This window comes from Streptomyces sp. BK022 (genome assembly GCF_004217355.1).
Lineage (GTDB): Bacteria > Actinomycetota > Actinomycetes > Streptomycetales > Streptomycetaceae > Streptomyces > Streptomyces griseoluteus.
Genome location: NZ_SHKU01000005.1, coordinates 493,551 through 507,796, shown reverse-complemented (window position 1 = coordinate 507,796; position 14,246 = coordinate 493,551). Strand labels below are relative to the sequence as shown.

Genomic DNA, 14,246 nt, shown 5'->3' with positions numbered 1-14,246 from the left:
TCACAGGGCGCGGGGAGCCTGGTGCCCCCGCGCCTCCTCCGTGCCCGGCGGCACCGGGTCGCCCAGCGCGTCCGGCAGTACCACCGTGAACTCGGCGCCGCCGCCCGCCGCCGCGCCCACCGAGGCCGAGCCGCCCTGGCGTTCGGCCAGGCGCCGCACCAGCGACAGGCCGATGCCGCGCTTGCCGTGCGCGGGCGGCTCCTTGGTGGACCAGCCCTCCGTGAACACCGACTCCCGCTGCTCCTCGGGCACTCCCGGACCGGTGTCCCGCACCCGGAGCACCACCGTGCGGCCTTCGGGGCGCAGCTCGGCCTCCACGCGCGCGTGCGGAGTGCCCGCGACCGCGTCGAGCGCGTTGTCCACCAGGTTGCCCAGCACCGTGACCAGACCGCGCGGGTCGATCAGCCGGTCCGGCAGCCAGGTCTCCTCCGACAGCCTGAGGGCCACCCCGCGCTCGGCGGCCACGGTCGCCTTGCCCACCAGCAGCGCGGCCAGCAACGGGTCCTCGATCCGCTCCGTGACCTGCTCGGCCGTCGCCCGGTGCTCCCCGACCAGTTCCCCGATGAACTCCGCCGCCTCGTCGTACATCTCCAGTTCCAGCAGCCCGAGCAGGGTGTGCATGCGGTTGGCGTGCTCGTGGTCCTGGGCGCGCAGGGCGTCGATCAGGCCGTGCGTGGAGTCGAGTTCGCGGCCGAGGCGCTCCAGTTCCGTGCGGTCGCGCAGGGTGGCCACGGCGCCGCCGTCCTCGGTGGGCATCCGGTTGGCGACCAGGACGCGCCGGCCGCGCACGGTCAGCAGATCGGTGCCGGTCACCCGGCCGGCCAGCACGTCCGTCGTGCGGCCGGCGCCGAGCGCCTCGTCCGGTGAGCGTCCGACCGCCTCGTCCCCGATGCCGAGCAACCGGCCCGCCTCGTCGTTGAGCAGCCGTATCCGGCCGCTGCGATCGAGTGCCACCACGCCCTCCCGGATGCCGTGCAGCATCGCCTCGCGCTCCGCGAGCAGCGCGGAGATGTCGGAGAAGGCGAGGTCACGGGTCTGCCGGTGCACCCGGCGGGAGATCAGCCAGGCGGCGAGCGCGCCCACCGCCAGCGCGCCCCCGGCGTACGCCAGCAGGCCGGGAATGGCACCGAGCAGCCCGGCGCGCACGCTGTCGTAGGCGATGCCCACCGAGACCGCGCCGACGATCCGGTGCCCGGCGTCGTACAGCGGCACCTTGCCGCGCGCGGAACGGCCCAGGGTGCCCCGGTCGATCTCCATCACCTGGCGTCCGGCCAGGGCACGGCTGGGGTCGGTGGAGACGCGGCGGCCGATCTCCCTGGTGGTCGGGTGGGACCAGCGCGTCCCCCGCGCGTCCATCACCACGATGTACTCGGCGTGTGTGGCCCGTCTGATCCGCTCGGCCTCCCGCTGCACGGGCCCGTCGGGGGTGGGCCGGGTGTGCAGGACACCCTCGGCGATCGCCGGATCCTGCGCGGTGGTCTGCGCGATGACCAGCGCCCGGCGCATCGCCTCCTGGTCCAGCTGTCCGCTGAGCGGCGCGAGGAAGAGACCGGTCGCCAGGACCGCGACCCCGGCCGCGATCGTCACCTGGGTGAGCAGGACCTGCGCGAACGCCCGCCGGGGCAGACCGAGTCGCGGACGGCGGGCCGGGGGAGTGGGAGACATGCGGAGACGGTACGCGGAACCGCGCACGCCTCCCAGGGCGGCCGCGGTGTCAGCCCGCCAGGGCCGCCGTGTGCAGCTCCCGGATGCCGACGACGTCCATCCGCGCGGGGGTGCCCAGTACGTCGACCCCGCAGCTCTCCGGGCGCGGCGTCAGCGCGGCGGTCTGAGCCACGCTCACCCGCCAGCCCCGGCCGTCCGCGTGGCCGACGGTGACCTCCCAGCGGGGCGCCTCGCCCTCGGTGCGGACGACGTGCAGCGCGTCCGCCGTGTACTCGGCCGTCGCCGCCCGTACGGCCAGTTCGGCGGCCTGGCCGGGGCGGTCCCAGGCTGAGCGGCCGCGGCAGTCCTCCAGCAGTACCTGCCCCTCCCGGGCGCGGTGCAGGGCCTCTTTGACCGTGTGCGCCTCGGCACGGGCGTACGCGTATCCGTACGGCAGCACGAGCACGGTCGGGGCGAAGCGATGACCACCCAGATGAGTGACCTCCCAGACGCCGGGCACGTCCGACGCGGTCAGTTCGGCGGCCAGCGGGCGGCCCAGCAGGGCACAGCAGCGGTCGCGCTTGCCGTTGGTGCACACCAGCGCGAGCGGCTCACCGGTCTGCGGGCGCCCGCCGAGCACCAACGCGAAGGAGCGGGGGTCGCCCGCGCCCAGGGCGGCGAAGTCCAGGCCGAGGAGCCGGCGCGGGTCACTGGTGGTGGTGCCGTACAGCCACACGTTTCCCGGAACTGTGTGGGCCACGTACACCTGACGTACGGGCGGTGTACCGGGGTCGGCGTGCCGGCCGGGGTGTCTGATCAGCGCCACCCGTACACCGGTGTCCTTGGCGGCGGCCTCCAGGGCGCGGCCCAGCGCGGGGTCCAGATGGCTCGCGGTCAGCGCTTTCGCGCCCCAGGGGCCCGGCTGTTCCAGCAGCAGCCACGTCGTCGCCGTGGCCGCCGTGCCGGAAACGGGCTCGTCGAGGTTCCGGGAGACGGTCGCACACCTACTCACACAGGTGAGCCTAACCTGACTTGCAGGCGAATACGACTCACTGTTCGGGCAGTGGCCGCGGGGGTCGCGGGCCCACGTACAGGCCACTCGGGCGCATGCGCAGCGGGCGTTCGCCGTACTCCTCCAGGGCGTGCGCGATCCAGCCGGCGGTCCGGGAGACGGCGAAGAGGGTCTCGCCCGCCGTGTCGGGCATGCCGCAAGAGGCGGTGAAGACCGCCAGGGCGAGGTCCACGTTGGCGTGCAGCGGGGTGTGCCGCGCCGTTGTCGTGACGATGTCGCGCGCGGCGAGCAGGGCGGGTTCCGCGGACGGGAGCTGCTCCAGCAGCCCGAACAGTGCCTGCGCGCGCGGGTCCTCGCCGGGGTAGAGCCGGTGACCCAGGCCGGGGATGCGGCGGCCGGCCCGGAGTTCGGCGGCGATCACAGGGCCCGCGGTGCCCTGGTCGAGCACTTCGAGCAGCAGCCGGTGGGCCAGGCCGCTGGCCGCGCCGTGCAGCGGGCCCTCCAGGGCGCCCAGCCCGGCCGAGACCGCCGCGTACGCGTGCGCGCGGGCCGAGGCGGCGACCCGTACCGCGAGGGTGGAGGCGGCGAGATCGTGGTCGGCGAGCAGACCGAGCGCGGTGTCCAGCACCCGCACCGAGGCGTCGTCGGCGGCCCGGCCGGTCAGCCTGTGCCACAGGCGGCGGGCCAGGGGGCCGTCGCCGGGGTGGTCGCGCCGGGCCGGGGGGAGGGCGCCGACGAGCGTGGGGATGAGCACGCGCCCCGCGCCGAGTACGGACTCCTCGGACAGGTCGAAGCGCAGCGGGTCCTCGGCCGACGCGGCGATGGCCGCCGCGCGCAGGCGGTCGGTGGGGGAGGCGTGCGCGGGCAGGGCGTTGACGGCCCGACGGGCGGCGTCAACGGTTGATTCCGGCGCGGTGAAGGAAGCGCCGGGGACGAGCCGGCCGGTCCACAGCCACTCCGCGACCTCCTCGAACGAGTGACGCGCGGCCAGTTCCGTGGCATCGACCCCACGGAAGTAGTACCGGTCCTCCTCGATCAACGTGATGCCGGTCCGTACGGACAGGTCGACGCCGGAGGCCGAAGTCGCCGCCGCCTCGCGCCTGTTGCGCCGGGCCAGAGCCGTCACCTCCTGCGCGTCGAAGGTGCTGGCGCGGCTGCCGGGCTCCCTTCTGCTGCTGAGCAGTCCCCGGCTCACGTAGGCGTAGACCGTCTCCGCCTTCACGCCGAGCAATTCGGCGGTCTCCTTGGTGGTCAGCCGCCCTTCGGGCCGGCCGGGGGCGAGTTCGTGAGCGCGCATGAGGGTCACCGTAGCCCTCTCTGGACAGATGGACGGGCTACATTGATTCAATCAACATTGACAGGAAACTGGTCAAGCATGGACAGTCGGATCAAGTTCAGGGAGGAACATCATGGCCAGCAACAGGACCGCACCCCTCGTCCAGGCACCGCGTGGACTCGCCGGCGTCGTCGTCACCGACACCGAGATCGGCGACGTCCGGGGAGTCGAGGGCTTCTACCACTACCGCCAGTACTCCGCCGTCGAACTCGCGCGCACCCGCGGCTTCGAGGACGTCTGGCACCTCCTGGTCCACGGCGACCTCCCCGACCCCGAGCGGCGGGCCGCCTTCACCGCCGAGGTCGCCGGACTGCGGCACCTGCCCGAGGAGGTCCGCGCGGCGCTGCCCGCCGTAGCCGCCGCGAGCGGCGTCGCCGGCCCCCTCGCCGGACTGCGTACGGCCCTGTCCCTGCTCGGCGCGGCCTGCGGCTTCCGGCCCGTGTACGACATCGACGCCGGCCGGCGCCGCGCGGACACTCTCGCCGCCTGCGCCGCCGTCCCCACGTTGCTGACCGCGCTGTACCGGCTCGGGCAGGGACTTGAGCCGGTCGAGCCCCGCGTTGATCTGTCGTACGCCGCCAACTACCTGTACATGTTGACCGGTGAGGAACCCGGGACTCGCCAAGCCCGTGCGGTCGAGCAATACCTCATCTCAACCATTGACCACGGATTCAACGCGTCAACCTTCACCGCTCGCGTCATCTCCTCCACCGGAGCCGACGTGGCCGCCAGCCTGGTGGGTGCCCTCGGCGCGCTCTCCGGACCCCTCCACGGCGGAGCGCCCAGCCGCGCCCTCGACACCCTCGACGCGATCGGCACCCTGGACCGGATCGGCCCCTGGGTCCGTGAACGCGTCCTCGCCGGTGACCGGATCATGGGCTTCGGCCACGCCGTCTACCGGACCGAGGACCCCCGTTCCCGCATGCTCCGAGAGATCGCCCTCGACTTCGGCGGCCCGCGCGTCGACTTCGCCGTGGAGGTCGAGCGGCACGTCGAGGCGATCCTCGCCGAACTCAAGCCGGGCCGTGAACTGCACACCAACGTCGAGTTCTACGCCGGAGTGGTCATGGAACTGTGCGGGCTGCCCAGGGAGATGTTCACCCCCACCTTCGCCGCCGGACGCGTCGTCGGCTGGAGCGCCAACATCCTGGAGCAGGCGGCCGACCCGAAGATCATCCGCCCGGTGGCCCGCTACGTCGGCCCCGAGGCGCCCGTCCCCGTCCCGGCGCCGACGCCGGTGCCCGCCGGTATCTGACGCTCCCTCGCCGAGGTCCCCCGGCGTGCCGCCGCGGACCGTCGCACCCTTCGTATCCTGGTCGGACAGTCCGTCCTCCGGGCGCCCCACGCCCGTGCGGCGCCCGGCGAGAAGCGTGGGAAGGGTGCCACCCGTTGGCGAACAGCCGTAGTGCGCAGATTCCGGTCGTCGTGCTGGCCGGGTTCCTGGGGTCCGGGAAGACGACGTTGCTCAACCACCTGCTGCACCGCAGCGGAGGCAGCCGGATCGGGGCCGTCGTCAATGACTTCGGGTCGATCGAGATCGACGCGATGGCCGTCGCCGGGGCACTCGGGGACTCCACCGTGTCGCTCGGCAACGGCTGCCTGTGCTGCGCGGTCGACGCGAGCGAGCTGGACACCTACCTGGCCCGGCTCGCCGCGCCCGCCGCCGGGATCGACGTGATCGTCATCGAGGCCAGCGGGCTCGCCGAGCCGCAGGAGCTGGTGCGGATGGTGCTGGCCAGCGAGCAGCCGGAGATCATGTACGGCGGGCTCGTCGAGGTGGTGGACGCCGCCGAGTTCGACGACACCCGCGCCCGGCACCCCGAGATCGACCGGCACCTCGCCCTCGCCGACCTCGTCGTGGTCAACAAGCTCGACCGGGCATCCGACGCCGACCGCGTCCTCGGCCTGGTCCGCGAACTCACCGAGGGCGCCGTACTCCCCGCCACCTACGGCCGCATCGACCCGGAGTTCCTCTTCGACTGCCGGCCCAGTGAGGAGCGTGTGGGCCAGCTCTCCTTCGACGACCTGCACGGAGACGGGGACGAGCACGAGGACGGCCCGGACGCCCACCCCGGCCACCTGCACACCGGCTACGACACCCTGTCCTTCACCTCGGACGCCCCCATGGACCCCCGCGCCCTGATGCGCTTCCTGGACGGCCGCCCCGAGGGCCTGTACCGGATCAAGGGATACGTCGGCTTCGGCGCCCACGACCCCGCCAACCGCTACGCCGTACACGCCGTCGGCCGCTTCCTGCGCTTCCTGCCCGAGCCCTGGCCGCCCGGCGCGGACCGCCTCACCCAGCTCGTCCTGATCGGCACCGGCATCGACGCCGACGCTCTCGGCAAGGAGCTGGACGCCTGCCGGAGCGGCGCCGGAGAGACCGCCGACACCGACGAGCAGGCCATGTGGGGCGTGCTCCGCTACGTGCCGGGCTCCGAGGACGAGCCCGGCACACCGTGAAGCCGGCACACCGCGGCGCCCGCCACCGCGGCGCCCGCCACCGCGGCGCCCGCCACCGCGGCGCCCGCCACCGCGGCGCCCGCCATCGCGGCGCCCGGCACACCCCGACCCGCGGCTAGACCACCGGCCCGGCCACCACCGACACGGTCTTCGCCAGCGACGTCCCCGACCCGTCGCGGCGCGGGTCCAGCTCCGGCAGCTCCACCGGCAGCCCGGTCTTCTGCGCCGCCCGCGCCGGGGCGGGACCCGCCCAGGCCAGCGCGAGGCAGTCCTCGCCCTTCAGGAAGCGCTGGCAGCGCACACCACCGGTCGCCCGGCCCTTGCGCGGGAACTGGTCGAACGGGGTCAGCTTGGCCGTCGTCTGCACCGAGTCGTCCAGCGTGCCCCGCGAGCCCGCCACCGTGAACACCACCGCGTCGACGGCCGGGTCGACCGCCGTGAAAGAGATCACCTTCGCGCCCTCGGTGAGCTTGATGCCCGCCACGCCGCCCGCCGCACGGCCCTGCTGGCGCACCTGCGCCGCCTGGTAGCGCAGGAGTTGCGCGTCGTCGGAGATGAACACCAGGTCCTCCTCGCCGGTGCGCAGCTCCACCGCGCCGACGATCCGGTCGCCCTCCCGGAGGGTGATGACCTCCAACTCGTCCTTGTTGGACGGATAGTCGGGCAGCACCCGCTTGACCACGCCCTGTTCGGTACCGATCGCGAGGCCGGGCGAGGTCTCGTCCAGCGTGGTCAGGCAGACCACGGTCTCGTTGCCCTCGAGGGACACGAACTCGGCCAGCGGCGCCCCTCCGGAGAGGTTCGGCGCGCTCGCGGTGTCCGGCAGCTGGGGCAGGTCGACCACGTTGATCCGCAGCAGGCGCCCGCTCGACGTGACCGCCCCGATCTCACCCCGCGCGGTCGCCCGCACCGAGGAGACGATCACGTCGTGCTTGGCCCGGCCGCCCTCGCGCGGCACCGGCTCGGCGCCGGTCGTACGGGCCAGCAGCGCGGTCGAGGACAGCAGTACCCGGCACGGGTCGTCGGCCACCTGGAGCGGCACCGTGGCCACCTGGGAGGCCGCCGACTCCAGCAGGACCGTGCGCCGGTCGGAGCCGAACTTCTTGGCCACGTCGGCCAGTTCACCCGAGACCAGCTTGCGCAGCTCCGCGTCCGACTCCAGGATGCGGGTCAGCTCCTCGATCTCCCGCTCGAGCCGGTCCTTCTCCGCCTCCAGCTCGATCCGGTCGTACTTGGTGAGGCGGCGCAGCGGCGTGTCGAGGATGTACTGGGTCTGGATGTCGCTCAGGCCGTAGCGCTCCATCAGGCGCTCCTTGGCCTGCGCGGAGTTCTCGCTGGACCGGATGACCCGGATGACCTCGTCGATGTCGACGAGCGCGGTCAGCAGGCCCTCGACCAGGTGCAGCCGGTCCCGGCGCTTGGTGCGGCGGAACTCGCTGCGCCGGCGCACGACCTCGAAGCGGTGGTCGAGGTAGACCTCCAGCAGTTCCTTGAGGCCCAGCGTGAGCGGCTGGCCGTCCACCAGCGCCACGTTGTTGATCCCGAAGGACTCCTCCATGGGGGTCAGCTTGTAGAGCTGCTCCAGGATCGCCTCCGGCACGAAGCCGTTCTTGATCTCGATGACCAGACGCAGGCCGTGCTCGCGGTCGGTGAGGTCCTTGACGTCCGCGATGCCCTGGATCTTCTTCGCGTTGACCAGGTCCTTGATCTTCGCGATGACCTTCTCCGGGCCTACCGCGAAGGGCAGCTCGGTGACGACGAGGCCCTTGCGGCGGGCGGTCACCGCCTCGATGGCGACCGTCGCCCGCATCTTGAAGGAGCCGCGGCCGGTCGCGTACGCGTCCCGGATGCCGTCCAGGCCGACGATCCGGCCGCCGGTGGGCAGGTCGGGGCCCGGAACGTGCCGCATCAGGGCGTCCAGGTCCGCGTTCGGGTGCCTGATCAGGTGGCGGGCGGCCGCGATGACCTCGCGCAGGTTGTGCGGCGGCATGTTGGTCGCCATGCCGACCGCGATGCCGGAAGAGCCGTTGACCAGCAGATTCGGGAAGGCGGCGGGGAGGGCGACCGGTTCCTGCTCCTGGCCGTCGTAGTTCGGCGCGAAGTCGACCGTGTCCTCGTCGATCGACTCCGTCATCAGGCTCGCCGCGGCGGCCATCCGGCACTCGGTGTACCGCATGGCGGCCGGCGGGTCGTCGTTGCCCAGGGAGCCGAAGTTGCCGTGTCCGTCGACCAGCGGGACGCGCATCGAGAAGGGCTGCGCCATGCGCACCAGCGCGTCGTAGATCGACGCGTCGCCGTGCGGGTGCAGCTTGCCCATGACCTCGCCGACCACACGCGCGCACTTCACGTAGGCGCGCTCGGGGCGCAGGCCCATCTCGTTCATCTGGTAGACGATGCGGCGGTGCACCGGCTTCAGTCCGTCCCGGGCGTCCGGCAGAGCACGCGAGTAGATGACCGAGTACGCGTATTCGAGGTAGGAGCCGCGCATCTCGTCCACGACGTCGATGTCGAGGATCTTCTCCTCGTACGAGTCGTCGGGCGGCGGGGTCTTGGTGCTGCGGCGGGCCATCGCTGCCGGCTCCTTGCTGAAGGCGTGGGACGGATCGGACGCGGACCATTGTGGACCGGGGCACTGACAACGCGGGCCGCGACCCGGTCCGTACGGGTCCGCCGCCCCCGGTGCTCGGCGGCCCGGCGCTCCACCGCCGTACGCCGGCCGGGAGCGCGCTCGCCATGAGCACGCCTGACGCAGGCTAGTCGATCCGCTGTGGGCGTACGTCGGGCGGGAACTCCGCCGGGCCCTCGCACGCTTTGCATACAGTGGCTGGAACGGCAGGAAAACCGCGGTTTCACTCGACCGCCACCGCTTGCGAAGGGACGTACATGCCCATGGGTCACACGACCACAGCCCAGGCAGGCTCCGGGGGCCTGACAGCGACCGAGCACCGCCTGGCCAACGGTCTGCGCGTGGTGCTCTCCGAGGACCACCTGACCCCGGTCGCGGCGGTCTGCCTCTGGTACGACGTCGGCTCCCGCCACGAGGTCGCGGGCCGCACCGGCCTGGCGCACCTCTTCGAGCACCTGATGTTCCAGGGCTCCGGCCAGGTCAAGGGGAACGGCCACTTCGAGCTGGTCCAGGGCGCCGGCGGCTCGCTCAACGGCACGACGAGCTTCGAACGCACCAACTACTTCGAGACGATGCCCGCCCACCAGCTCGAACTCGCCCTGTGGCTCGAGGCCGACCGGATGGGCTCCCTGCTGGCCGCGCTGGACGACGAGTCGATGGAGAACCAGCGCGACGTCGTCAAGAACGAGCGCCGCCAGCGCTACGACAACGTCCCCTACGGCACCGCCTTCGAGAAGCTGACCGCCATGGTCTACCCCGAGGGCCACCCCTACCACCACACCCCGATCGGCTCCATGGCCGACCTGGACGCGGCCACGCTGGAGGACGCCCGCGCGTTCTTCCGCACCTACTACGCGCCCAACAACGCGGTGCTCTCCGTGGTCGGCGACATCGACCCCGAGCGGACGCTGGCCTGGATCGAGAAGTACTTCGGTTCCATCCCCGGCCACGACGGCAAGGCGGCCCCGCGCGACGGCTCGCTGCCCGAGGTCATCGGGGACGAGCTGCGCGAGGTCGTCGTCGAGGAGGTCCCGGCGCGCGCCCTGATGGCCGCCTACCGGCTCCCGGAGGACGGCACGCGCGCGTCGGACGCGGCCGACCTCGCCCTCACCGTCCTCGGCGGCGGCGAGTCCTCCCGCCTCTACAACCGCCTGGTGCGCCGCGACCGCACGGCCGTGGCCGCCGGGTTCGGGCTGCTCCGGCTGGCCGGCGCGCCCTCGCTGGGCTGGCTGGACGTGAAGACCTCCGGCGACGTCGAGGTCCCGGTCATCGAGGCCGCGATCGACGAGGAGCTGGCCCGCTTCGCGGAGGAGGGCCCGACCCCGGAGGAGATGGAGCGCGCCCAGGCCCAGTTGGAGCGCGAGTGGCTGGACCGGCTCGGCACCGTCGCGGGCCGCGCCGACGAACTGTGCCGGTACGCCGTCCTGTTCGGCGACCCGCAGCTCGCGCTGACGGCCGTCCAGCGGGTCCTGGAGGTGACCCCGGAGGAGGTCCGCGAGGTCGCGGCGGCCCGCCTGCGCCCGGACAACCGCGCCGTGCTCGTCTACGAGCCGAAGTCCCCGGAGGCGGTCGAGGACACCGACCTGCCCGACGACCCGGAGCACGAGGCCACCGTAGAGGCCGGCAACGACGACGAGGAGACGGCCAAGTGACCGAGCTCGCCCCCATGGAGTTCCACCCCCAGCCGCAGGCCGGCGAGGCCAAGCCGTGGGCGTTCCCGGCCCCCGAGCGCTCCACGCTGGACAACGGCCTGACCGTGCTGCGCTCCCACCGCCCCGGCCAGCAGGTCGTCGCCGTGGAGGTGCTGCTCGACGCCCCCCTGGACGCCGAGCCGGCCGGCCTCGACGGTGTCGCCACGATCATGGCGCGCGCCTTCTCCGAGGGCACCGACAAGGACTCCGCGGAGGAGTTCGCCGCGGAGCTGGAGCGGGCCGGCGCCACGCTGGACGCGCATGCCGACCACCCCGGTGTCCGGCTCAGCCTGGAGGTGCCCGCCTCCCGCCTGGAAAAGGGCCTCACCCTGCTCGCCGACGCCCTGCGCGCCCCCGCCTTCGCGGAGAGCGAGATCGAGCGCCTGGTCCGCAACCGCCTGGACGAGATCCCGCACGAGCTGGCCAGCCCGGCCCGGCGCGCCGCGAAGGAACTGTCCAAGGAGCTGTTCCCGGCCACCGCGCGCATGTCCCGGCCGCGCCAGGGCACCGAGGAGACCGTCGAGAAGATCGACGCGGGCGCCGTCCGCGCCTTCTACGACCGTCATGTCCGCCCCGCCACCGCCACCGCGGTGGTCGTCGGCGACCTAGACGGCATCGACCTCGACGCGCTGCTCGCCGATACCCTGGGCGCCTGGTCCGGCACGCCCGGCCAGGCCCGCCCGGTGCCGCCGGTGACCGCCGACGACACCGGCCGCGTGGTCATCGTGGACCGGCCCGGCGCCGTGCAGACGCAGCTCCTCATCGGCCGCATCGGCTCCGACCGGCACGACCGCGTGTGGCCCGCCCAGGTGCTCGGCACCTACTGCCTCGGCGGCACCCTCACCTCGCGTCTGGACCGGGTCCTGCGTGAGGAGAAGGGCTACACCTACGGCGTACGCGCCTTCGGCCAGGTGCTGCGCTCCGCCCCTGACGGCACCGGCGCCTCGATGCTCGCCATCAGCGGCTCCGTGGACACGCCGAACACCGGCCCGGCGCTCGCGGACCTGTGGACGGTGCTGCATACGCTGGCCGCCGAGGGTCTGACCGACGCCGAGCGGGACGTGGCCGTGCAGAACCTCGTCGGCGTGGCCCCGCTGAAGTACGAGACGGCCGCCGCCGTCGCCGGCACCCTCGCGGACCAGGTCGAGCAGCACCTCCCCGACGACTTCCAGGCGGAGCTGTACCGCACGCTGGCGGCCACCGGCACCGTGGAGGCCACGGCCGCCGTGGTGAACGCCTTCCCGGCCGACCGGCTGGTCACGGTCCTGGTCGGCGACGCCGCCCAGATCAAGGAGCCCGTCGAGGCGCTCGGCATCGGCGAGGTCAAGGTGGTCTCCGCCGAGTAGTCGCACGCGCGTGGGTCCTGACGTCACACAAGTCGTCAGGGCCCACTCGTGTGTTCGGGAGTGCCTTCGAACGAGGGTCACCAAATGTCCGGATTGGGGCGGAGGTTACCCCTCTGGCGTGTGGGATGCGCTACAAAAGTCCGGACCCGTTTGAAGATCCGCTCCCGTCCCCTTTAGCTTCATCCGGGCTGTTCGTCAGGCAGTGCGCCGCGCCCGCGGCACCGGACAGCCATCGCCGAGTCCCCCGTAGGGGGAGCCGGGGACCCACGCAGTCCCTGGGGTGAATCGGGCGCCCGCGCGTGAGCGAGGGTGGCCGTAGGAGACCTTCCTGCTCCGAACCCGTCAGCTAACCCGGTAGGCGAGAGGGAAGGAAAGGAACAGCCTGCTCATGGCGTTCATGTGCGCCACCGGGAAGCACCGCAAGCCCGGCCGGGTCAAGCGCACCACCGCGACGGCGGCCGGTGTGGCGGCTCTCACCACCGGTGTCGTCGGCACCCTCGCGGCCTCCCCGGCGCTCGCCGCGGACAACTCCGTCGAGAACACCGGCCTCACCCCCGTCATCGCCGTCAGCGACACCCTCGCCGACGAGATCGCCGCGCAGGCCACCGCCCAGAAGGCGTCCGCCGAGCGCAAGGCCGCCGAGGAGGCCGCCGAGCGCGCCGCCGCCGAGCGGGCCCGCGAGGCCAAGGAGCGCGCCGCCCGCAAGGCCGAACGCGAGCGCCTCAACTCCTTCGTCATGCCGATCACCGGCTCCTACGTCTCCACCGCCTACCAGTCCTCCAGCTCCCTGTGGTCGTCCGGTTCGCACACCGGCATCGACTTCCACGCCGCCAGCGGCACCGCGGTCCACGCGGCGGGTGCCGGCACCGTGGTCTCCACCGGCTGGGGCGGGGCGTACGGCAACGAGATCGTGATCAGGATGGCCGACGGGATGTACACCCAGTACGGCCACCTGTCGTCCATCGGCGTCAGCGTGGGCCAGCGCGTCGTCCCGGGCCAGCAGATCGCCCTGTCCGGCGCCACCGGCAACGTCACCGGCCCGCATCTGCACTTCGAGGCCCGTACCGGCCCCGACTACGGGTCCGACGTCGACCCCGTCGCCTACCTCCGCAAGCACGGCGTGAACGTCTGACCCTCACCCTCCCGTAAAGCCCCGGCCCACCCGGCCGGGGCTTTTCGCTGCCTTTTCCTCCGGGCGCTGTCCAAAAAATGGCCATGGATTCCGGCAGGCCATCGGAAATTCTCACGCATTGCCATAGAGTCACGGGACAAGCGCTGTCGTCGGCGTTTCACGGGCATTAAGGCGGAGGTGGGTCATGCGTATTCCGGCGCACTCGGTGTGCACGGCGATCCGGGACGACATCGTCGCCGGAGTCCACGAGCGCGGCGGCCGGCTCACCGAGGAGGTCCTCGCCCGCCGCTACGGCGTCTCCCGCGTCCCCGTCCGCGAGGCGCTGCGCACGCTGGAGGCCGAGGGCTTCGTGGTGACCCGGCGCCACGCGGGCGCCTGCGTGGCCGAACCCACCGAGCAGGAGGCCGCCGACCTGCTGGAGATGCGCCTGCTGCTGGAGCCGCTCGGCGCCGCGCGGGCCGCCCAGCGGCGCACCGAGGCCCATCTGAAGGTGCTGCGCGGCCTGGTCAGACTGGGTCAGGAGCGGGCCAGGCTCGGCAACAGCGACGACCTGCGCGCCCTGGACGGCTGGTTCCACGAGACGCTCGCCCAGGCGTGCGGCAGCCACGCGCTGACCTCGGCGCTCACCCAGCTCCGGCACAAGATCGCCTGGATGTACCGCGTGGACGGTCCGGTCAGCCCGCCGGAGACCTGGACCGAGCACGGCGCGATCGTGGACGCGGTGGCGCGCGGCGACAGCGACCGCGCGCGGGCGGTCACGGCGCTGCACACCGAGCGCGCGACCCTCGCCCACCGGCTGCGCACCCCCGCCGGCGACCGCGCCCGGCACGCGCAACATCCTGTAAACACAGCAGGACTCCGGAATTAACACGGGCGCTGTATACAAAGAGGGATATTCGCGTGCCGGGCAATTGTGCTGCCCAATTCCGGCGCGCCGTCGATTTCCGGCGGTGCGCCATTAGCGGCGCCTGAATTCGGCGGCCGGAAACACAGAAG

The 14,246-nt window shown here is 72.8% G+C and carries 10 protein-coding genes and 1 riboswitch; of the genes, 6 read left to right on the top strand and 4 right to left on the bottom strand.

Annotated elements, in window-relative coordinates; translation table 11 throughout:
• From EV284_RS23310 to EV284_RS23300, 3 genes are read right to left on the bottom strand one after another with little or no spacing between them, the layout of a single operon-like run.
• Window positions 1-1,665, bottom strand: a complete 1,665-nt coding sequence (locus EV284_RS23310; RefSeq protein WP_130337308.1) for a sensor histidine kinase — start codon at window positions 1,663-1,665, stop codon at window positions 1-3.
• A gap of 49 nt (window positions 1,666-1,714) precedes the next feature.
• Window positions 1,715-2,656 (bottom strand): sucrase ferredoxin, encoded by a 942-nt coding sequence (locus EV284_RS23305; protein ID WP_130337306.1) that lies wholly within the window; start codon window positions 2,654-2,656, stop codon window positions 1,715-1,717.
• Between the two features lie 37 nt (window positions 2,657-2,693).
• Entirely contained in the window at window positions 2,694-3,953 is a 1,260-nt protein-coding gene (locus EV284_RS23300; protein ID WP_130337303.1) for a citrate synthase, read from the bottom strand.
• A 112-nt stretch (window positions 3,954-4,065) separates the two neighbouring features.
• Here EV284_RS23300 and EV284_RS23295 point away from each other — a divergent pair, with 112 nt between their 5' ends.
• Together EV284_RS23295 and EV284_RS23290 are read left to right on the top strand one after the other, a co-directional pair.
• Complete coding sequence (locus EV284_RS23295) at window positions 4,066-5,247, top strand: citrate synthase/methylcitrate synthase (RefSeq protein ID WP_130337301.1); 1,182 nt, start codon at window positions 4,066-4,068, stop codon at window positions 5,245-5,247.
• A 134-nt stretch (window positions 5,248-5,381) separates the two neighbouring features.
• Window positions 5,382-6,455: a GTP-binding protein gene (locus tag EV284_RS23290; RefSeq protein ID WP_130337299.1), complete on the top strand. Its 1,074-nt coding sequence runs from the start codon at window positions 5,382-5,384 to the stop codon at window positions 6,453-6,455.
• A gap of 115 nt (window positions 6,456-6,570) precedes the next feature.
• Here EV284_RS23290 and EV284_RS23285 read toward each other — a convergent pair whose 3' ends face one another.
• Complete coding sequence (locus EV284_RS23285; RefSeq protein ID WP_130337297.1) at window positions 6,571-9,024, bottom strand: DNA topoisomerase IV subunit A; 2,454 nt, start codon at window positions 9,022-9,024, stop codon at window positions 6,571-6,573.
• 314 nt (window positions 9,025-9,338) lie between these two features.
• On the opposite strand from EV284_RS23285, the gene EV284_RS23280 reads away from it, so the two are divergent.
• The 4 genes from EV284_RS23280 (at window position 9,339) to EV284_RS23265 (ending at window position 14,118) form a co-directional block, all read left to right on the top strand.
• On the top strand, window positions 9,339-10,733 hold the full coding sequence (locus EV284_RS23280; RefSeq protein WP_130337295.1) for a pitrilysin family protein: 1,395 nt from the start codon (window positions 9,339-9,341) through the stop codon (window positions 10,731-10,733).
• Complete coding sequence (locus EV284_RS23275) at window positions 10,730-12,118, top strand: pitrilysin family protein (RefSeq protein ID WP_130337293.1); 1,389 nt, start codon at window positions 10,730-10,732, stop codon at window positions 12,116-12,118. Before EV284_RS23280 ends, EV284_RS23275 begins: the two co-directional genes overlap by 4 nt.
• A gap of 223 nt (window positions 12,119-12,341) precedes the next feature.
• A riboswitch (cyclic di-AMP (ydaO/yuaA leader) is annotated at window positions 12,342-12,494 on the top strand.
• Window positions 12,495-12,506: 12 nt separating this feature from the next.
• Entirely contained in the window at window positions 12,507-13,250 is a 744-nt protein-coding gene (locus tag EV284_RS23270; protein WP_086695431.1) for a M23 family metallopeptidase, read from the top strand.
• A 184-nt stretch (window positions 13,251-13,434) separates the two neighbouring features.
• Window positions 13,435-14,118 carry a GntR family transcriptional regulator gene (locus tag EV284_RS23265; RefSeq protein WP_130337291.1) on the top strand — a complete coding sequence of 228 codons (684 nt, stop codon included), beginning with the start codon at window positions 13,435-13,437 and terminating at the stop codon, window positions 14,116-14,118.
• Window positions 14,119-14,246: the final 128 nt, after the last annotated feature.